Here is a 20,331-nt window from a genome sequence, read left to right on the forward strand (position 1 = left end):
ATTTCAGCCAAGGGGGTTTTATGCCCAAAAATAGACAGTATTATAGAAAAACAAAATATCCTGACAAAGTCACAAAGCCAAAACGCCTTGTATTTGTCAGGATATTTCTATTTTGTTCTGTAGGGATTAAAATTCAGTATTTCCCGACAGCCCCTACTTACTATGAACTGCTTTCACAATCTTTTCACACTAAACTTATTGATATTATCAATTTTGTTTATATATGAAATACTAACCCAATAAGGTAACAACAATCGGAACGACAATTATAAAGAGTATAGTGCTCAATGTCACAACATTTGTAGAAAATTCCACATCTCCATCTCCCTGGTTAGCTAAAATTGGGAGGACGGCTAAGGCCGGAGCTGCCGATTGTACTACAAATGTATTAAATTCTTTTGTCTCCATACCGGAGGCTGCAAATTTTAATATAAAGTACATTGTAGCAGGTGCCAAAATAAAGCGTCCTACCAATGTGACAATGGTATCGGTGTCAAAACGAATGGTCTTCAATCCCGCCTTGGCTAAGACAATTCCAATATATAGCAGAGACAAAGGCGTCACTATATTCCCGATGTAAGTCAAGGTGTTTGTTGCAAAACTTGGTACTGAAATTCGCAAGATTAAGAAGACCAAGGCAACAAGGAAACCAACAAGGGGAGCAGGGAAGAGTTTCTTCCAATTAAATTTAGCTACTTGCTTACTTTTCCCTGACTTACTGTCTGTTGTCATCAGGTAAACACCTAAAGTCCATGTAGAGGCCGTATTGGTGATATAGTAGATGAGGAAATAAGGCAGTGCCTCATCACCGAAAAGAGCAATATTTAAAGGCAGACCAATGAAAATGGTATTAGCATTGACAAAGGTATTAATCATCGTACCACGGCGCCCGGGGCGAACATTGAATATTTTTACAGCCGCAAATGCAAAGATATAGCCTAAAATACAAACACCAAAGGTATAAATCATACCACCGGACAGACTAATCAACTTATCCAAAGTCAGGTATTTCAAAACAGACACAAAGATGGAAACAGGCATTGCGACATTCATAATCAGCTTAGATAAATTACCGCCAAAACTATCATCAAACCATCCTCGTACCTGCAAGAAATAGCCCAGAATTATAAGGACTATAATGGGAATAATACTTTCAATTGAAGTTAAAAAAACCATATTATATACCGCTTCCTAGTACTTTGGATACCACTTAAGTTCACTAACAGCTTTCTTCATATCAGTTTCTTGACTTTGTGCCAATCCCTGCTCTTGAGCTTTTTTAGCAACAGCTTCCGCTACTTTACTTGAAACTTCTGCCACATAAGCAAATGGCGGTAAGACAGGTGCACCCGGTTTACCGGAATCAACTATACCACTCAATGAATGCGCAGCTGCACCAATCATTTCATCTGTCAAGAGCTTAGCTTCTGAAGCAAGCATTCCAAGTCCCAGACCCGGATAGATAAGAGCATTATTAGCCTGACCAATCTGATAAGATACCCCTTTATAATCCACATTGTCTGAAGGTATTCCTGTCGCTACAAAAGCCTTACCATCAGACCACTCAATCAAGTCTTTAGCACTTGCTTCTGCCAGCTCAGTTGGATTACTCAGTGGGAAAATAATTGGACGTTCAGTGTTTTGACACATAGCCTCAACAACCTCTTTTGTAAAGGTATTAGGTTGTGTTGATGTTCCTACCAAGATTGTCGGTTTAACCATCTTTACAACTTCAAGCAAGCCTGTTAACTTGTCAGCATTAGCAAAGTCAGAACGCTTCTTTGCAAATGGACGTTGCTCAGGTGTCAAATCATCCATATCATCAAAAAGAAGACCTTGTTTATCTACCATAAAGAAACGTTTGTAAGCTTCTTCTTCTGAGAGTCCTTCTGTAATCATTTCACTGAGAACACGTGATGCAATTCCTGCACCTGCTGTTCCACCGCCAAAGCAAAGATAGATTTGGTCTGTTAATTTTTCACCACTAATATCTAATGATCCGTAAATACCACCCAGTGTGACAATACCTGTTCCTTGGATATCATCATTGAAAGTAGGAATTTTATCCTTGTACTTGTTGAGAATATTGGCAGCATTTAGACGACCGAAATCTTCCCAGTGTAAGTAGAGCTTAGGGAAAAGACGTTCAGCTGTTTGTACAAACTGATCAATGAAATCGTAATAACGGTCTCCACGTACACGTTCATGGCGGTTCCCAAGATAGTTAGGATTTTCCAGCAATTCTTTACGGTTAGTTCCGGCATCAATGACCAAAGGTAAAACAGTTGCAGGGTCAATACCGGCCGCTCCTGTGTAAACCATAAGCTTTCCAACTGAAATATCCACACCATTGGTTCCCCAGTCACCAATACCTAAAATTGCTTCTGCATCTGTTACAACAATAAGTCTAATATTACGGTCTCCAGCCGCATTCTTAAGGGTGGCTTCTATATTTTCAGGGTGGTTAATGTCTAGATAGCCTGCATATTGCGTATCAACAAACAAATCGCTGTAATTTTCAATCGTAGTTGCAACCGTCGGATCATAAACAATCGGATTGAATTCGGCAATGTGTTGGCTAAAAAGATAGTAAAACAAGGTGCGATTAGTATTGAAGATTTCCATCAAGAACAAACGTTTTTCCAGATTTGTTGCTTTTTTAGAAAAATGAGCGTAGGTTTGTACCGCTTGCTCCTCCAAAGTTTGCACATAAGGCGGCAAAACTCCTATTAAACCAAGTTCTTTACGCTCTTCAAGTGTAAAGGCAGTTCCCTTATTTAAAAAAGGGTTATTCAAAATATCATGTGCATTCATAATGCAACCTCCTTTAATTTTGTGTGTTCATTATAACACAATTGTATATAGAATATAATATCTTGTATAAGATAAAATTTTATGCCTTTTTTAATAAAAGTTACTGTACACGGGTAAGCTTGTCTTCTACATCTTAATCCGTTAAACTTATGGAGTCTAACACACCGGTTAGGCTCCATATTATCTATTAAAGATTTCCTTGACAGCGGTGTAAAGGTTTGGATTATTTTTTCGTACTCCAAGCAGCACACCCTTGCTCTGACATAATTCTTCGATGCTTTCAAAGCTTCGAAATGTCATTGCAAAAGTCTGCTTTCTCTTATAATCTCTTAAACAGCGTTCTGCTGTATTGTTTGTAGTTGGCACCCTCATATCATGCAGGAAGAGTAGATGTTGCGTTTTATATTTCTGCATCCGGAGATACAGGTTGTATCCATCACGATAATAAGGACTTGGCTCATGAAGTATGTACTCTTCCTTGGCTTTTTCAAGGATTTCTTGGTACTTTCCTTCAAAGTCGGATACGATCTTAGGATCTAAATGTGCATCATCTGCATGCTCATTTCTGTAATGTACCATTTCCCGGATTAGTTCTCTCATCTTGCGGTGCCAAGTCAGAGATGGCTCATTTTCCATGCTGTCTTTCAGATACCATTGTACATGTGCGAGGCATTCCTGATGGGCATTGCCATACTTATAAAAGGTGATTTCGTGGTCGTGTACCAAAATACCTTGGAAATCCTCTGTTACAGTTCCCTTTACACTTTCATGTCCCTTTTTCTCACGGGCGAAGTAAAGAACCTTCTGTTCATCCGGTGTTGCACAGACATATACATATGCACTTTCTCCGTTTACCCTAGCATTTGTACAGTCTGTATGCATAACCGCAGAAGACAGCAGGTCTGCAAAGATCTTTTTTTGCTCTGTTTTTGTTTTATTTGAGAACTCACGGCAGAGTTTATTTATCATGCCTTTGGATATTTTCAGTTTTCCACCGGTAAGATCTGACAGAAAACGCCTGCTTTTGTCAATTGAAACAGCACAGTCTGTGTTTAACAAAAATAAAAGCGCCTTGATGCTGCCATCATAGTTCACGTCGTCAACAACACCACTTGGAAAAGCCGCATGGATTCGCTCTCCGGTCGTGGAATTGTAGTATACATACGCTTGATATTCTTTTACATTCATAATCAACTCAATAGAAATGAGCTGCTTGGTAATAGTCTTATTTGTCTTCTTAAAACCCGGATCTTTTGCCACCTCTTTTGGTGCCGGAAGGCAAATGACCTGAGTTGGTATCTGTTTCTTTCTTCCATGGTGGGCATGACCTAGCTGTGCCCCGGGTTTTCTTCCGGTACACTCACGATTGTTTGGAATTTTATTGCGGTTTCTTGATTGTGATGACGGAATGGAGGAATTCTCATAGTCACGGTTTAGCTGTGCCAAAAGTTTTTTATTTCTACCTTGTTCATCATACAGCTGAGTTTTTAATTCGCTGTTTTCACGGCAAAGGTCAGTAATCTTAGACAATGCCTGTTCCCTGTCACGTTCTGATAACAACCACTTCTTTTCTTTCTCTTTTAATGCACGTTTCATCTCCTTCATTGATGCATGTAGTTCTTTAAGTGCGTCTTCATATGCTTCTTCACACTATTTCCATGCATTTTTTACATCCTTACGAAGACCTTCAATCACAAGATTCAGTTGCTTTATCTGCCTACGATACTCATCAACCAACTTCTGATGTTCCCTTTGAATCTGCTTAAAACGCTCACCTGATTTAAAATCGGCAACTTCTTTTTTGAGTATTTTGTTTTCCTGTTGTAAAGCACCAATATATTCAAAGGGAATTCCCATTATGATTTCTCCAGTTCCTTGATTATTTTATTCTGATTATTAACAATCCGCTCCAGAAGATATATTTGCTCTTTCTGAGCTTTGATTGTTTCCAAAAGTACCTTGTTTTCCTTTTCGTATTCCTTACATAATGTTTCTTGTAAGGCTAAAAGCTGTTCGAGCTTGCCGGAAATATGGTTCATATACTCACCTCATTTCATGGTAAGATTATATCAGAAATGTTGTATTTATGCGAATTTGACAACAAAGTCCCTTCGTTATTTTGCCATGTTCATAACTCTTTAAAAAAATCGTGTTCAAGCACGATTGGGTAGAACTATCCACAAACGGTAGTGAAATCATTTTGTATAGGAAGAATATAGATAAAATCTGTTGATAACTTAAATACAAAAAATTCGGTTTGCAGAGTTACCCACAGAAACTCTACTGACCGAATCAATCATAATAAAATAAAAAAATAATTTTCGGCATTTTTTACAATAGAAATATACTACCCGTGTACAGTAACGATAAATCGCCTCCATCGAAATTAATTTTAATTTTTCTATTGCTTTCAAGTGATAAGGTGTTTACAATACTCATAAAGGGCTCCTTTGTGTAATTTTTTTGAGTTTTAGCACCTTAATTTTACCACAAATGAACCCCCTTTTTTCTTCACTTAATAGGTGAAAGCAATATTTTGTTAAAATATAGTAATTATGTGGCTTTAAGCCACTTTTACGGCTTTGTCGTGAATAATCTAGGATAAATATTAAATTCCTATATTTAAATTTCTATAATTTAAAGCACTGCATCAAGCAGTCTTTTTGTATATTGTGATTGGGGATTTGATACCACATCACAGGTATTGCCTGATTCAACTATCTTTCCCGAATCCATTATAATCAGCCTGTCGGTTATACTGCTTACAAGTGCAAGATCATGCGATATAAATATAAGGCTCATATTTTTTTCACGCCTAAGCTTTAAAAGCAGGTCTATTATAACCGCCTGTACCGACACATCAAGTGCAGAAGTTGATTCATCGCATATAAGCACCCTCGGACTTACTGCCATAGCCCTTGCTATGGCTGCCCTCTGGCACTGTCCGCCGCTTATCTCATGCGGATACCTGTTTAGATATTCCTTATCAAGACCTACCTCCATAATCAGCTTTTCAGCCTTCTGCCTTACGCTTCCCTGTGCATTTGCACACAGCCGGCATATTATCTCCTCTATTGATTTGCCTATCTTTCTTCTCGGATTAAATGAGGCAGGAGCATTTTGAAAAACCATCTGTACATGCCTGTAAAGCCTGTGTTTCTGCTCTTTCTTAAGCCTTGTAATATCCTCACCCATATAAAATATACTTCCTGAACTGGGCTTATTTAAACCGGTTATAACCTTTGCTATACTTGATTTTCCGCTGCCGCTTTCACCTATTATGCCAAGTACTTCAGACGACTTTAAATAAAAACTTACATCATCAAGTGCAGCAAATTTTTTCCCATATTCATTAAATATAAGCGAAACATTTTTAAGTTCAAGTATTTTCTCATCAGCTGTTTTAATATAATCTGCTGAAACGGCGGTATTATTCATAGGATTTAATAAAACTTTAATTTTCCTCTCTTTTAATATCTGTTTATAAAAGCTTATTTACATATTTTCAGCGGTCATTTGCCGCTTTATAACAGTTTTTATATACCGGAACCGCAGCAAGCAGTTTTTTTGTGTACTCATGTCTTGGAGAATTTATAACCCTTTCTTTAGTACCGTACTCAACTATTCTGCCCTCATACATCACTGCCACATTATCAGCCATCTTTTTTACAACCCCTATATTATGAGTAATTATAATAATCGCTGTATTAAATCTTTCCCTTAAAAGCATCAGTTCTTCAACGACCTGCTTCTGTATGGTAGCATCAAGTGCAGAGGTCGGTTCATCAGCCAATATAAGCTTAGGACCGAGTATTACCGCAAGTGCTATGGCAGTTCTCTGTGCCATACCTCCTGAAAGTTCAAACGGATATGAAGTAAGTATTCTGTCTGTATCATTTAAACCCAGGCTTACAAGAACCTGTTCAGAGAGCTCTTTTGCAGATTTTTTATCCATTGCTTTATGTGCATTTATAGTTTCATAAAACTGTACACCCAGTTTCCTTATAGGATTTAATGATGACTCGGCATTTTGAAATACCATTGACAGTCTGCTTCCGTGAATCTTTCTCTTTTCCTGCCATGACATATTTAAAAAGTCTCTGTCTTCAAATGTTATATTACCAGAGCTGATATTAACATTCATTCCCTGAATTTGTGCCAATGCTTTTATAAGTGTGGACTTGCCGCTGCCGCTTTCACCCACTATGCCGAGTATCTCATTCTCATCTAATGAAAAGCTTATATCCTTTATAATATCTGTACCGTCATAACCTGCGTATAAATGCTCTACTCTTAACAATTCGGGCAAATTTTACCCCCTTTATTATTTTTTGTAAGTATCTTTTGTTACCTGATAATAATCATTTGAGGTTGTAAGATAACCTTCCACATCCTTACTTACTGCCGTATACATTTTATTAAATCCCATATAGTCAAAGGCGGCATCGTCTGAGGCTGCCTGCTGTATCCTGTCAACGATTGCACTTCTTTCTTCCTTGTTAAACTCCTTTGAAAGCTTTTCAAGATCTTCCTGAACCTCTTTATTATAATATTTACCGAAATTTGCAACTCCGTCAGTTTGCATACAATCCCTTAAAAACGGATATGCATCACCTGTCGGCATGGTAACTATTGAATAAAGTCCTATATCAAAATCTCCTGATTTATAAAAAGTTGATTTTTCATATACTGTAACATCAGCATCTATACCTGCTTTTTTCAAATCCGACTGCATTTCAACAGCCATATTTTCCATTGCAAGTCTTTTATATATACAAAACTTTATTTTAAGAGGTTTTCCATCCTTTTCAACTATTCCGTCATTATCGGTATCCGTATATCCTGCATCTTTAAGCAGCTCTTTCGCTTTTGAAAGATCATATTTTCTTAATTTAAGGTTCTTTCCGCCATAGCTGCTGTTTTCAAGAAATGCCCCGTTTGCAGGAAGTACACAGCCGTTAAGCTGTACATTGTCTATAGTTTCCTTATCAAGAGCATACATCACCGCTTCCCTGACAGCTTTATCTTTCATCGTTTCAAGATTAAAATACAGCTGATAGGTCCTTGACTGTGTTGTCATATTTAAATTTATATCGGTATTGTTTTTTAAGGTTTGTGCAGACTCGGGGCTGAGATCCTGTGCAACATCAAGCTCACCTGAATTTATTGAAAGAGCAAGTGTATCAAAATCGGCTACATTTATATATTCTATGCTGTCCGCCTTTACCTCACCGTCCCAGTATTTATCATTTTTTTTCATAACAGCCTTTGTATTTTCATTAAATTCACTTATCACAAACGGTCCCGTACCGATCGGAGATTTTTCAAAATCCTTACCTGCAGCTGTATCTATCACTGCCGAATAAGGATCACAAAGATCATTTATAAGTGCTACATACGGCTCCTTAGTTTTTATAGTTATGGTTTTTCCGTCTGAGCCGGCAGTATATTCACAGTCCTTAAGTGAAGCCGCTCGTGAATTCATATCTCCTGCCCTTTTTAATGAATCTATAACCTTCTGTGCAGTCATCTTTTCCCCGTTTGAAAATACTACATTGTCTTTAATTTTTATTTCCCATGTGTTCTCATCTATGTTTTTATATGATGAGGCAAGCCATGGAACCGGATTAAGGCTGTCATCAAGCCTAAATAATGTTTCGGCTATGCCGTATCTTACAGTATACCATCCGTTCCAATCAACCGCAGGATCAAGTCCTGAAACTACCGCAGAGGTGGAGCCTACCTTTATAGTCTTAGTCTTATCCTCTGCATTATTTTTAGTCTGAGAAGCTGCATTTTGACTGCTGCTTCCTGTACATGATGAGAGCAGTAAAACTGCCGCCATACATGCGGCTGCGTAAAAGACCGACTTTTTAAAATTTTTTTAACGGTATAATTAAATCCTTTATTAATCATAACTATAACCCTTTCATACTTTTATTTTAATAATTTTAATATTTTTATGCAGCTAAAATATCTCTCAGTTTTTCACCGAAGAGATTAAATATTATCATGACAAAAACCATAACACCTGCAGGGGCAAGTGCCATCCACGGTGCCGTCTGAAGATATTTCTTTCCTTCGCTTATCATTGAACCCCACTCCGCATGCGGTATTTTCACTCCGAATCCTAAAAATGAAAGTCCTGCTATACCCATCATTGCAACACTTACATTCATTGCAGCAGTAACTATAAGAGTGCTTATAATATTTGGCAGTATATGAACAAACATTATATTTATATCAGAACAGCCCGATAACTTTGCCGCATGTACAAAAGCTTCCTCCTTTTGTACCATAGTCTGGCTTCTGGCAAGCCTTGCATACTGTGTCCATGAGGTTACAAATATTGCAATAAGTGCATTAAAAAGTCCTCCTCCTAAAAGTCCCGCTATCGCCACTGCAAGTATCATACCCGGAAATGCAAGAAATATATCATTGATTCGCATTAAAATTATGTCAATGAGCCCCCCGAAGTAACCGCATATCACTCCTAATGCAGTGCCAAAAGTACATGAAAGCAAAACCAGTATTATAGATGAAAGTATTGAAGTCCTGCTGCCTGCAAGAACCCTTGACAGCACGTCTCTTCCATGATCATCAGTTCCAAAAATATGTTTTATACCGGGAGGTTCAAGAAGCCCTCCTGTTTTAAGAGCATGAGGATCGTATGGAGTAAAACTGCCGCATATAAAACTTAAAACTATTATTAATATTACTGCCGCAAACAACAGCCAAAAATCCTTTGCGAACTTCCTGTTAAAATTATTGTACAAAAATACCTCCACAGTTTAAATATATGTTTTCTATACTTAAATATTCCTTATTTTAGGATTGAACCATGTATAGGATATATCGGTTATAAGATTTACAAGCATAAATACCAATGTAATCCACAGCACAAGCCCCTGTATAAGCGGATAATCCCTTGCACCTATGGCACTTAGCATCTTCGTTCCTATCCCCGGTCTGTTAAATATACTTTCAACAACTACAGTCCCTCCTAAAAGTGAACCTATTGAAATACCGGTAATTGTTATAAGCATAACCATTATATTTTTAAGCACATTCTTAAACAATATATCAAACTCACTTATCCCCCTTGATCTAAGTCCTGATATATACGGCTTTGAAAGCTCATCAACAGCTGCAGCCCTTATCTGCCTTATATATTTTGACGACATAGTAATTGCAAGCGTGCATGCCGGAAGAATCATTCCCTTTATGCCTCCTGAATTAAGTATAGGAATTAATTTAAGTCTGTAAGAAAATATATAGAGTAATGCTATACCAACTATAAAATTCGGAAGTGCTATACCTGTAAAGCTTATACAGCCTATCACGGCATCAACGTTTTTCCCTCTGTGCAGGGCAGTATATATGCCAAGCGGTATCGAAATACATATAGTTATAATCATGGCAGATGCCGCCATAACAAGTGTTGAAGGCAATGCCCCCAATATGATATCCATTACCTTCATATCATTCGCATATGATCTTCCCATATCACCTCTTAATACTGACGAAAGCCAGTTAAAATACTGCATAAAAAAAGGTCTGTCAAGACCCATTTTAACCCGCATATCTGCAAGAGCCGATGCACTCGGATTTACTCCCGCAGCGGTAAGTCTCACTTCTGCCGGATCCCCTGGCGCCAAATATATAAGACAAAATGAAATAAAGCTTATGCCTATAAGCACAGGTATAAAATATAGGAGTCTCCGACATATCTTTCTATACATTATTTAGATATCCCTTTCCACGTATAAAGATATAAGTACGAACCACCCATCGTCTAAAACCGGCGGTATTACAATCGCATTATTTTTACTAAAATTTGCAAATCACTTGTATTTTATAGTAACAAATATTACTTGTCAAGGTTTTTATTTCCATACTGGTATCTCTTTCCGTTGATACCCATATCCTGCAACCAATACTTTATAATCTGTCCATGCTTGCAAGTGAGCACTCCCTCTCATATTGCAGTGCAAGATTATCATAATTAAAAAACTTTACATATTTTACAATTCTGCTATACATAGATCGTTCCATGAGCGAATCAAATTGTCTGCGTCTGCTTTCATCGGCAATAATATAAAAATCGGCACGAAAATCCTGTAGTTCATAGAATTTATCCAACGAATTAGAAATATTCGTAGAATGCTCAACCTCATAGAATCTACATGGCATTTTTCTCTCATTAAACCAGATTACATCCACTGTTTTGGCTCTGCTTGCAATACTTTCATAAGTAAATAGCGGCAACTCCGTTTCTGTTGTTATCTCGGATAATCGCTTTTCAAGGAACAACCTATTCTTATCCTGGTTCGGAACATATGTCCTGAAGTTGTGCATATTTCCAAGCTCAACTATCATTCCCTGATAATACGAATGTGTGAAAGCTTCCACGCTATCCCTATTATTCTCTTGAATATCAAACTTTCTCAGCACTTCCTCCTTAAAATCCGTAAGCGCCCAAAGTCCCGGTTTGATTCTAAAAAATTCATCATTTACCTGAACAATCTGTCTTATGCTCGCCTGAGGTGTCTTTGTTTTCCATGTACTGAAATCCATCAGACGGTTCAATTGTTGAAATGTCGCATATCCACCATTGTTTCTCATGGTTTCTATTACCTGCTGTTTCTGAGTCATAGGCATGCTCCTAGTTCGAATGAATAATGTCTGTGTTTACTACAATGCCTTCTAAACGGCAATTTTTAATTTATCTCTTTGAATTATTGTATACTATTCTATCTTTAATTTTATTTATATTTTAAAACTACTTATTTTTAATCAATATCTGTAATAACTGCTGCTCCTTTTTCTTGTTTGAACAATGAACAAAGCTCACTGATAAAGATATCTAAATCATATAGATATGAACTTTTTAAAACAGTCCTATTTCCATCTTCACCATTTAACACATATCCAAAGTATTTACCCTTTGTAAAAAGTGAATTGATTAATATAGATTCAATCTCAATTAATTCATAAAAAAATATAACTCTTTCTTTATTATATCTTTTTAAGACAATATTATATCTTTTTAAGACAATTGCATTTTCAAACAAATCAATTTGTAGCCATAGATCAAACTCCCAAGGCAGAATAAATTTATTATTTTTTATTTCTTTTATCTGTTTTATCTGTTTTTTTATTAGGATTTGACGGAAACCACCCTTTCTCAACCCTCTTTTCCTGCTCAAAAAGTTCCAGTACGCTCCAGAAGCTTGAGAATCCGGCTATGCCAAGAAGTGAAGAAACTATTTTATTTTCAGTAAAAAATGCCATGATCAGGAAGATAATTCCGGCAATTATAAAAAACGGGAAGATTTTCTTTGAAAAATAATATTCTGCCTTTATAACTATTGGATGGAAAAGACCTATTAATATAAATGCCCCTATCCCGACTATTATTCCATGCAACTTTAGTACCTCCGAAATACTTTTAATAACTTAAGTTTTAATACAGCAGCACAGTGCTATATTTACTACATTTTAACATTATTTACAATATCTTTAAACAGAAAAATATTCCGGTTATGTACTATTTAAAGCACATTAAGGTGCTGCAATGAGTATAACCCGAAACAGCACCTCCATATAATTTAATTTATCTCCTTGGCATTATGACATGCGACAAAATGCCCCGCTTCCAACTCTCTCAAAATCGGAACCTCACATAAACACAATTCAGTTTTATACTCACATCTGGGTGCAAAATTACACCCTCTCATCACATCAGTTAAAGCTGCTTCCTGCACAGACTTAAACTTTCTTTTTTTAACTGCATTTTTAGGATCCGGCAGAGGTATTGAGGAGAGCAGCAGCTTAGTATACGGATGCAGCGGATTTTTAAACAACTCCCTGCTTTTTGCCTTCTCAACTATACGTCCCAGATACATTACACCTATCCTTGTACTTATATATCTGACCATAGAAAGATCATGTGCCGTAAAAAGATATGTAAGACCCAGCTCTTCCTGAAGATCCTGCAATAAATTCACAACCTGTGCCTGTATTGAGACATCAAGTGCGGCTATAGGCTCATCACACATGATAAACTCCGGATTTACGGCAAGTGCTCTTGCAATACCTATCCTTTGACGCTGTCCTCCTGAAAATTCATAGGGAAATTTATGTACATCATCACTACCAAGTCCGACTTTTTCAAGTATATCCTTTATTTTATTGCTCCACTGCCCGCTGTCCATACCTATTCGACGCAGCGGCTCCTCAAGTATCTCCCCTACATTCCAAAACGGATCAAGTGCCATATAAGGATCCTGAAATATAATCTGGAACCGGTTCTCAAGCATCTTAAGCTGTGAAGCCTTTATATGCGTTATGTCCTCACCTTTATAAAATATACTGCCTCCGGTAGGCTCATACATTCTTATAAGAGTTCTGCCGAGGGTAGATTTTCCGCAGCCCGACTCACCTACAAGTCCGAAAGTTTCACCTTTATATATTTCAAGACTTATATCATCAACAGCCTTTATAAAGTTATTTTTTAATCCGAAAAATCCACGGGGCTGAAAATATTTTTTTAATCCCTGTGCTAAAATCAGAATCTCATTTTCCATACTTTTCTCCTGCAAAGGCTGCTTTTAAATCCTCCCCTTTTAAAAAACACATTGACGTATGAGTACTGCTGTATTTTTTTATATCAGGTATTTGCTTAAAGCAAATATCCATCGTATAGCTGCATCTGTCAGCAAACGGACAACCTGCCGGAGGATTTGTAAGTGAAGGCGGAAAGCCCTCTATTGATTTAAGTCTGCTGCCGTCAGCCATCTCAATTGACGGTATTGCCTTTAAAAGTGCCATAGTATACGGATGCATCGGAGTATAAAATATCTCATCTACAGTCCCCTCCTCCATTACAAGTCCGCCATACATTACTACAACCCTCATGCATGTCTGTGCAACAACACCCAGATCATGTGTTATAAGTATAACTGAAGTCCCGTATTCGCCGACTATATCGCCGATTAAATCAAGTATCTGTGCCTGTATTGTAACATCAAGTGCAGTAGTAGGCTCATCCGCTATAAGCAGTTTAGGACTGCACGCCAGAGCCATACCAATCAAAACTCTCTGTCTCATACCTCCTGAAAGCTCATGAGGATACTGTTTTATACATCTTTGAGGATAGGGGATACCGACCTTTTCAAGCATCTTTAAAGCCTTCGCCTGTGCCTGCTTTCTTCCTGTACCCTGATTTCTTACTATAACCTCTTCAAGCTGTCTTCCTATAGTAATTACAGGATCAAGTGAGGTCATGGGATCCTGAAATATCATTGCAATATCCCTGCCCCTTATCTTCCTATACTCTCTTTCACTGAGATTTAAAAGATTTTTGCCACCACTCATAATCAGGTCGGCATCTATATATGCGTTTTCAGGCAGCAGTTTTGTAAACGCCTTTACTGCCACCGATTTTCCGCTTCCTGACTCACCTACAATCCCGACTATCTCTCCCCTGCCTACTTCAATGTTTATACCCCGGACTGCCTGCACCAGCTTTCCCCTACTTTTAAAAAAGACCTTAAGACTCTTAACCTCAAGAATTTTATCAGACATCCTCTTCTCCTGAAATTACCCTAGGTTCGGCAAATACTCTCACAACCTCACCAAGTTTATTAAATGAAAATACCGTAAGTATTATAAATACTCCGGGGATTATTGCCATATATGGTGCTTTTTGTAAAAATTTCTGTGAACTTTGCAAAAGACTGCCCCAGCTTGACATAGGTGCAGACACACCTTTGCCTAAAAAACTTAAGGCACTTTCAACCATTATAGCAGAAGCTATAGAAGCTGTTGAGGCTGTTATAACGGTAGGAAAAACGGCAGGAAGTATATGTGTAAACATAATCCTCCACGGATTTACACCTATAAATACGGCATATTTTATATAATCCCTCTCCTTAACCGAAAGCACCTCGGAACGTATAAGCCTTGCAATTTCCATCCAGCCTAAAACCCCTATAACAAGTATAAGTGAAATCAATCCCTTTTTAAAAACCATGCTTATAACCATAACCATTATTATCCAGGGAATTGATGACAGCACATCCACAAAACGCATTAAAACAGTATCAATTATACCTCCGAAATACCCTGATGCCATCCCTGCACCGACACCTATAAATATTGATGTAAACATTGCCAATATACCTACAAGAAGTGATACTCTCCCGCCATATAAAACTCTCATAAAATAATCCCTCCCCATATCATCCGTTCCAAACCAGTGCAAAGATGAGGGAGGTTTCAGCTTCCCCGTTACATCTATCGCATTAGGATCATTGGGAGAAAACACTACAAATATACTTATAAGAAGTATTACCGATATGTATACAAGTGAAAATATCGCCTGTTTATTATTTTTAAATTCCCATATAAGATTTTCAATCCTTCTGCCCGGCTTTGCCTTGGCTTTGGTATTTGAGCTGTTCATTTTTAAAATCCTCTTTAATTAAAGATGAATCGGGATCTTATTTCTAAAACCCCGATTTTATTTTTATCCTGGTTCCTTTATTCTCGGATCAACTATGCAATATAATATATCTGATAAAAGATTCCCGATTATAACAAGACTTCCTGAAAGCACCAGTATATCCATAACTATGGGATAGTCAAGTGCATCAACCGATTTTAAAAAATACTGTCCTATACCCGGCCATGAAAATATACTTTCAGTTATAACGGCTCCGGTTACAAGCATAGGCAGTGCCATGCCCAGCTTTGTAACAAGCGGCAGCAGAACATTTCTTGCAACATGTTTAAATAAAATCTCATACTTTGATGCACCAAATGCCCTCTGTACAAGCACATAATCCTCCTTAAGCTGACTTATCGCCAGGGCTCTGACATATCTTGTAAGATCAGGTAGAAATGATATCACAAGAACCGTATAGGGCATTATAAAATGTCGTATATAATCCGTAAATGAATTTTCCTTCCCTATGGTATGCATACCTATAAACGGCAGGAGTTTTAATTTATAGCCAAGTATGTACATCATTATCATCGCAAACCAGAAAGTCGGGACTGCAAGCCCTACCGAACACATACCGTCTATAAGCTTATCCTGCCATCTGTTTCTGCAGCTTCCGGCAATAAGACCAAGTATTATTGCAAGTGTATAGGCTGTTAAATAGGACGGGAGTATAAGCTTTATTGTAGCCGGGATACGCACCATTAAATCATATTTTATCTTTGTATGAGACAGGAGGGAGTAACCGAACTCCCCCCTGCATATATTTTTAAGCCACCTTATATACTGAACCGGCACAGGATCATTTAAACCGTACTCCTGTCTTATAGCATCTATTTCTACCTGTGTCATGTCAGGAGTAGTAAGTGCATCTATCGCATCATAAGGTGCCAGATTTATTAATGCAAAACATATAATAGTAATTAAAAGCATTAGAGGCACTGCCTGGAGTATGCGTTTTACTATATATCTTAACATTACCTACCTCATTTTATTTTAAGTTATACATATTCTAAATGTTTATACTTATGTTTATTTAAACTTAAGCTTTGACAAATCTCCAAAAGTATAGATAGGCACAAGCTTTGCCTCATCCACTCCGTCAAGCCTCTTTGAAGTTACAAGAGTCCTTAGGTTGGTTCCAAGCGGATAGTATATAGCTTCTTCAGATACAAGTTTCTGTACCTTGTCATAGATCTCTTTGCGCTTACTTTCATCAAGTGTTGCATTGCCCTCTTCAAACAGCCTGTCTATTTCTTCATTATGGAAATTAAGTCTGTTATCTTTTTTTGATGAAAATAACATAGCAAATGTATCAGGATCGCTTCCCATAACATAACCGCCTATAAACATATCATAATCAGTAACCGTATTGTCATTAGTCAGCTTCATATAAGCCGGAGTATTTACACCGCTAAGCTCAACCTGTATACCCGCCTCCTTAAGCTCCGACTGTATTGTAAGTGCCATCCTTTCATGCATGCTGTCTTCGGATATATAGCAAAGTTTTAAGTTTTTAGCTCCGTCTTTAGTCAGCTCCTTTGCCTTTTCAACATCATGCTCCCATTTCTGTACTTTATCGGTATAGTATTTGTTATCAAAAGGCAGAAATGAATATCCAAGCTCGTAAAATTTCCTGTCGGTATACGCCGCAAGCAGAATTTCATCTCTGTCAAGAGCATAAAGCACACCCTCACGGTATTTTTTATCCTTCATTTTTTCACTTGCCGAATTAAGCCTTATATACGGTACTCTGCCCTCACTGTAATTATGAATTTCAAAGGCTTCATTATCAATATACGGTTCAAGAAGGTCAGGCGGCACTATCATGGCATCCGCCTCACCTGCCTGCATCGTAAGATTTGCAGTATCCGACTGCTCTATATTTCTGTATATAATAGTATCAATTGCAGCCTCTCCCTTTACATAATAAGGATTCTTTTTAAATTTAATATATTCACCTGTTTTATACTCTTCAAATACATAAGGTCCTGCACCCACAGGCTTTTCTTCAATCAAATTTACATCAAATGATGCTCTGCCTTCAAATATATGCTTAGGAAGTATACTTACCTCATCAGAAAGCATCTCCGCCGCACTGGCACTTACAGCCGGCAGCTTAAATATAACAGTTGTATCATCTTGTTTTTCCACCTTGATAGGTTTATCCCCTACATAAAGATTTTGTGTACTTTCATTGATTTTCTCATATGTAAACACTATATCATCAGCTGTAAGAGGCTGCCCGTCGCTCCATTTAAGACCGTCTTTAAGCTTCATAGTATAGCTTAATCCGTCCTCAGAAGCTTCCATACTCTGTGCAAGTATATAATCATAAGTTCCGTCAGAATATATATGATATGCCGGTGCGTAAACTGCATGTGCAAGCATAAGACCCCACCTGTCGTCTGCGGTCATAGGGTTAAAACTGTTCCCCGTATCACCCTGTACTATATAGGTAAATACGGACTCTCCGCCTGATGCCGCCCCGTTTTTGCCGCTGTCGGATGCCTCTTCGCCTTTTGCACTGCCGTTTTGCAGACTTTCCTTAGATGTGCCTGAGCCGGTATTTCCCCCACCCGAACATGCAGCTGTAAGAGCTGCGGCGACTGCAAAAATTGACAGGACTTTTATAAGTCTTTTTTTCATAATCTTCTCCTTAAAATTAAATAATCGTCTTTAAAGTTTTAATATTTGTTAATAACATACTAAAAACTTCGTATTTTAACATTATAAGTTAAAAAGCGGAATATTGCAAGACGGCAGTACCGTCCGTCTCAATTATTATGCTGCTTGTATAAAAACATCTCAGTGCATCCATCATATATTTAAGATCCTTTGCACCTGCACTTTCATAGGGGGAATGCATTGCAAGCTGGGCAAGCCCTATATCAACTGACGGCAGCGACACATGAGAACCTGATATATTTCCGAGTGTAGAGCCCCCGGGAAGTCTTGAATTATTAAAATAGTTCTGTGATAATGCTCCCGCTTTTTTACATATTTTTTCAAATACCGCTGAAGTAAATGCATCCGTTGTATAGCGTGTACTGTGTTTAATAACTACACCGCCATTTAATATACATATATTTGTAGGATCCGATCTGTCAGGGTAATTAGGATGATAGGCATGTGCATTATCTGCAGAAATCATAAAACTTCCCTGTATTGCCATAATCCTTTCTTCATCATTTTTTCCTGAAGCAAAACATATACGGCTTATGCAGTCATATAAAAATGTCGAATCGGCACCCTGCCTTGTAAGACTGCCTATCTCCTCATTATCAAACACTGTTAATACTGTGCAATTATCTTTATTTTCAGATTCCAGAAATGCGCAAAGACAGGTATATACACACTCAAGGTCATCAAGTTTAGGTGCCGCTATAAATTCACTCTCTGCACCGAATATACAGCCTCTCATACGGTTATACATATATAAATTATATGAGATTATATCTTCTTTTTTTACACCTGCGCTTTCTGCCGCAAGTTTCAATAAATCGGCTTCATTTCCTCCGAATAAAGGCAATGTATCCTTTTGAGGATTTAATTCAATCCCTTTATTTACATCACGGTTCATATGTATGGCAAGGCTCGGTATTACAAGCAGATCTTTTTTTATGTCTGCAAGCACTGTTTTAACACCCTTTTTTGTATCTATAACAAGCTTTCCGGCAACAGAAAGGGGTCTGTCAAACCAGAGCCCAAGCTGCATACCTCCATATACTTCAGTATTCAGACTTGTATAGCCTTCTTTTAATCTTATCTCAGGCGAAGTTTTTATCTTAAAATTCGGCGAATCTCCATGAGGTGAAGATATTGAAAATGATTTAAATTTTCTTCCCGGAAATTTAAAGGCAAATATAGATGTCATATTTCTTGTAGTAAAATATTTTCCTCCGGCTTCAAGTTCCCACTTTTTTGTTTCGTCAATCTCCTTAAACCCCTGTTTAAGCAGCCTTTCCTTTACTGTATAAACGGTATGTGCTGCACTTGGACAATTTTCTATAAAATCAAAAAAATCATTAATCACGGCAATTTTTCTCCTTATTATTTTATTTTTATTTTTTGTTTTTTATATTAATAATCATTTTTATTACGCTGACTTAAAATACTTTTCAACTATCCTGCTTAAGCTGTTCTGCCGCTTTAAAAAACTTTTTTTCAATAAAGAGCTTTATATTATCTGCAAATACATCATGCTCTGCATTTTCAGCTTCATCAAGATAAATTCTTGCACAATACAATATAAAATTTGACATAAGCAAAGTAAAAATTTTTAAATCAAGCTGCAGAAAAAGACCGCTCATTTCAGCATCTAAAACCTGTTTTTCAAGTACACGCATAAAACCTTTCTGAAGATGCAAAAAAAGTATGCCGTCTTTATTTATCTCAAATATCTTTTTATATTGAGCTTTATTCAAATCTATCTTTTCAATCAGTATATTAATGAAATCTGCCGTTGTCTGCGGACTGTAAAAAAATACAGTATCGGATTTAACACGGTTTTCCTCAATAAATATATCTATTGAATGATTAAGCAGGTCAAACTTATCTTCAAAATATCTGTAAAATGTGGAACGTGGTATCATAGCTTCCTTACAGAGCCTTGTAAGAGTGATTTTTTCAAAAGGTATATTTCCAAGCAGTCTAAAAAGTGCCGTTCTTAAAAGAGCTGATGTCCTTAGAGCCGCTATACCTGTTTTACGATTAATATAAACACCTTTATCACTGTCCGTTTTAACGGTTTCGGCATCCATTTTACCATCAGATGCTTTAATACAGCCTTTCTTATATAATTTATCTTGCATATTTTTCAATTAATCAATTCCTTTTAAAAACTTATTTTATTACTTTTATTTTAGTACACTTTTAAAAATATGTCTCATATGGCACATTTTAAAAATTCTAATTCTTGAATATTTTTGCATAATAATAAATAATAGTCAAGACCTGAGGCAACCGCTTTAGAGAAACACTGATTATATGTTATATGAGGATTGATT

Annotated in this window: 20 protein-coding genes; all 20 read right to left on the reverse strand. The window is 37.2% G+C overall.

Translation table 11 applies throughout. The features are described 5' to 3' along the window. Window positions 1-231: 231 nt before the first annotated feature. Window positions 232-1,176, reverse strand: a complete 945-nt coding sequence (locus tag HMPREF9333_RS07930; protein WP_005541237.1) for an AEC family transporter — start codon at window positions 1,174-1,176, stop codon at window positions 232-234. 15 nt (window positions 1,177-1,191) lie between these two features. Next, the gene (locus tag HMPREF9333_RS07935; protein WP_005541238.1) at window positions 1,192-2,814 is read right to left on the reverse strand and encodes a malolactic enzyme; all 1,623 of its coding nucleotides are present in this window, start codon (window positions 2,812-2,814) and stop codon (window positions 1,192-1,194) included. A gap of 180 nt (window positions 2,815-2,994) precedes the next feature. Next, window positions 2,995-4,419, reverse strand: a complete 1,425-nt coding sequence (locus tag HMPREF9333_RS12310; protein ID WP_005541240.1) for an IS66 family transposase — start codon at window positions 4,417-4,419, stop codon at window positions 2,995-2,997. 45 nt (window positions 4,420-4,464) lie between these two features. Continuing rightward, window positions 4,465-4,671: a hypothetical protein gene (locus HMPREF9333_RS13325; protein WP_005541242.1), complete on the reverse strand. Its 207-nt coding sequence runs from the start codon at window positions 4,669-4,671 to the stop codon at window positions 4,465-4,467. Further along, window positions 4,671-4,853 carry a hypothetical protein gene (locus tag HMPREF9333_RS07955; protein WP_040882607.1) on the reverse strand — a complete coding sequence of 61 codons (183 nt, stop codon included), beginning with the start codon at window positions 4,851-4,853 and terminating at the stop codon, window positions 4,671-4,673. Before HMPREF9333_RS07955 ends, HMPREF9333_RS13325 begins: the two co-directional genes overlap by 1 nt. 598 nt (window positions 4,854-5,451) lie before the next feature. Beyond that, window positions 5,452-6,252 (reverse strand): ABC transporter ATP-binding protein, encoded by an 801-nt coding sequence (locus HMPREF9333_RS07960; RefSeq protein WP_005541244.1) that lies wholly within the window; start codon window positions 6,250-6,252, stop codon window positions 5,452-5,454. Between the two features lie 67 nt (window positions 6,253-6,319). Further along, a complete protein-coding gene (locus tag HMPREF9333_RS07965) occupies window positions 6,320-7,123 on the reverse strand; it encodes an ABC transporter ATP-binding protein (protein WP_005541247.1) in 804 nt (267 codons plus the stop codon). A gap of 15 nt (window positions 7,124-7,138) precedes the next feature. After that, window positions 7,139-8,659, reverse strand: a complete 1,521-nt coding sequence (locus HMPREF9333_RS07970) for an ABC transporter substrate-binding protein (RefSeq protein ID WP_005541249.1) — start codon at window positions 8,657-8,659, stop codon at window positions 7,139-7,141. 115 nt (window positions 8,660-8,774) lie between these two features. Continuing rightward, the gene (locus tag HMPREF9333_RS07975) at window positions 8,775-9,590 is read right to left on the reverse strand and encodes an ABC transporter permease (protein ID WP_040882609.1); all 816 of its coding nucleotides are present in this window, start codon (window positions 9,588-9,590) and stop codon (window positions 8,775-8,777) included. A 36-nt stretch (window positions 9,591-9,626) separates the two neighbouring features. Then, window positions 9,627-10,556, reverse strand: a complete 930-nt coding sequence (locus HMPREF9333_RS07980) for an ABC transporter permease (RefSeq protein WP_005541252.1) — start codon at window positions 10,554-10,556, stop codon at window positions 9,627-9,629. 199 nt (window positions 10,557-10,755) lie between these two features. Beyond that, entirely contained in the window at window positions 10,756-11,469 is a 714-nt protein-coding gene (locus tag HMPREF9333_RS07985) for a hypothetical protein (protein WP_005541256.1), read from the reverse strand. 137 nt (window positions 11,470-11,606) lie between these two features. Continuing rightward, window positions 11,607-12,005 (reverse strand): hypothetical protein, encoded by a 399-nt coding sequence (locus HMPREF9333_RS07990; RefSeq protein ID WP_005541258.1) that lies wholly within the window; start codon window positions 12,003-12,005, stop codon window positions 11,607-11,609. After that, window positions 11,935-12,243, reverse strand: coding sequence for a DUF4491 family protein (locus HMPREF9333_RS07995; protein WP_005541260.1), 309 nt, complete (start codon window positions 12,241-12,243; stop codon window positions 11,935-11,937). The genes HMPREF9333_RS07990 and HMPREF9333_RS07995 overlap by 71 nt, the downstream gene beginning before the upstream one ends. A gap of 182 nt (window positions 12,244-12,425) precedes the next feature. After that, a complete protein-coding gene (locus HMPREF9333_RS08000; RefSeq protein ID WP_005541262.1) occupies window positions 12,426-13,403 on the reverse strand; it encodes an ABC transporter ATP-binding protein in 978 nt (325 codons plus the stop codon). Next, window positions 13,393-14,403 carry an ABC transporter ATP-binding protein gene (locus HMPREF9333_RS08005; protein WP_005541264.1) on the reverse strand — a complete coding sequence of 337 codons (1,011 nt, stop codon included), beginning with the start codon at window positions 14,401-14,403 and terminating at the stop codon, window positions 13,393-13,395. Before HMPREF9333_RS08005 ends, HMPREF9333_RS08000 begins: the two co-directional genes overlap by 11 nt. After that, window positions 14,396-15,283: an ABC transporter permease gene (locus tag HMPREF9333_RS08010; protein WP_005541266.1), complete on the reverse strand. Its 888-nt coding sequence runs from the start codon at window positions 15,281-15,283 to the stop codon at window positions 14,396-14,398. Before HMPREF9333_RS08010 ends, HMPREF9333_RS08005 begins: the two co-directional genes overlap by 8 nt. Before the next feature lie 63 nt (window positions 15,284-15,346). Beyond that, window positions 15,347-16,300 (reverse strand): ABC transporter permease, encoded by a 954-nt coding sequence (locus HMPREF9333_RS08015; protein ID WP_005541267.1) that lies wholly within the window; start codon window positions 16,298-16,300, stop codon window positions 15,347-15,349. 54 nt (window positions 16,301-16,354) lie between these two features. After that, on the reverse strand, window positions 16,355-17,971 hold the full coding sequence (locus HMPREF9333_RS08020) for an ABC transporter substrate-binding protein (protein WP_005541269.1): 1,617 nt from the start codon (window positions 17,969-17,971) through the stop codon (window positions 16,355-16,357). Window positions 17,972-18,059: 88 nt separating this feature from the next. Continuing rightward, window positions 18,060-19,358: a M18 family aminopeptidase gene (locus tag HMPREF9333_RS08025; RefSeq protein ID WP_005541272.1), complete on the reverse strand. Its 1,299-nt coding sequence runs from the start codon at window positions 19,356-19,358 to the stop codon at window positions 18,060-18,062. An 85-nt stretch (window positions 19,359-19,443) separates the two neighbouring features. After that, window positions 19,444-20,145: a TetR/AcrR family transcriptional regulator gene (locus HMPREF9333_RS08030; protein ID WP_040882611.1), complete on the reverse strand. Its 702-nt coding sequence runs from the start codon at window positions 20,143-20,145 to the stop codon at window positions 19,444-19,446. Between the last annotated feature and the right edge of the window lie 186 nt (window positions 20,146-20,331).

It is taken from the genome of Johnsonella ignava ATCC 51276, from assembly GCF_000235445.1.
Classification (GTDB): domain Bacteria; phylum Bacillota; class Clostridia; order Lachnospirales; family Lachnospiraceae; genus Johnsonella; species Johnsonella ignava.

Coding starts and splice junctions, on each gene's coding strand:
- HMPREF9333_RS13325 (WP_005541242.1), bottom strand. CDS start 4,671: ATGGGAATTCCCTTTGAATATATTGGTGCTTTACAACAGGAAAACAAA.
- HMPREF9333_RS07970 (WP_005541249.1), bottom strand. CDS start 8,659: ATGGCGGCAGTTTTACTGCTCTCATCATGTACAGGAAGCAGCAGTCAA.
- HMPREF9333_RS08015 (WP_005541267.1), bottom strand. CDS start 16,300: ATGTTAAGATATATAGTAAAACGCATACTCCAGGCAGTGCCTCTAATG.
- HMPREF9333_RS08005 (WP_005541264.1), bottom strand. CDS start 14,403: ATGTCTGATAAAATTCTTGAGGTTAAGAGTCTTAAGGTCTTTTTTAAA.
- HMPREF9333_RS07930 (WP_005541237.1), bottom strand. CDS start 1,176: ATGGTTTTTTTAACTTCAATTGAAAGTATTATTCCCATTATAGTCCTT.
- HMPREF9333_RS07935 (WP_005541238.1), bottom strand. CDS start 2,814: ATGAATGCACATGATATTTTGAATAACCCTTTTTTAAATAAGGGAACT.
- HMPREF9333_RS07955 (WP_040882607.1), bottom strand. CDS start 4,853: ATGAACCATATTTCCGGCAAGCTCGAACAGCTTTTAGCCTTACAAGAA.
- HMPREF9333_RS12310 (WP_005541240.1), bottom strand. CDS start 4,419: ATGAAGGAGATGAAACGTGCATTAAAAGAGAAAGAAAAGAAGTGGTTG.
- HMPREF9333_RS07960 (WP_005541244.1), bottom strand. CDS start 6,252: ATGAATAATACCGCCGTTTCAGCAGATTATATTAAAACAGCTGATGAG.
- HMPREF9333_RS08000 (WP_005541262.1), bottom strand. CDS start 13,403: ATGGAAAATGAGATTCTGATTTTAGCACAGGGATTAAAAAAATATTTT.
- HMPREF9333_RS08020 (WP_005541269.1), bottom strand. CDS start 17,971: ATGAAAAAAAGACTTATAAAAGTCCTGTCAATTTTTGCAGTCGCCGCA.
- HMPREF9333_RS07980 (WP_005541252.1), bottom strand. CDS start 10,556: ATGTATAGAAAGATATGTCGGAGACTCCTATATTTTATACCTGTGCTT.
- HMPREF9333_RS08010 (WP_005541266.1), bottom strand. CDS start 15,283: ATGAACAGCTCAAATACCAAAGCCAAGGCAAAGCCGGGCAGAAGGATT.
- HMPREF9333_RS07985 (WP_005541256.1), bottom strand. CDS start 11,469: ATGACTCAGAAACAGCAGGTAATAGAAACCATGAGAAACAATGGTGGA.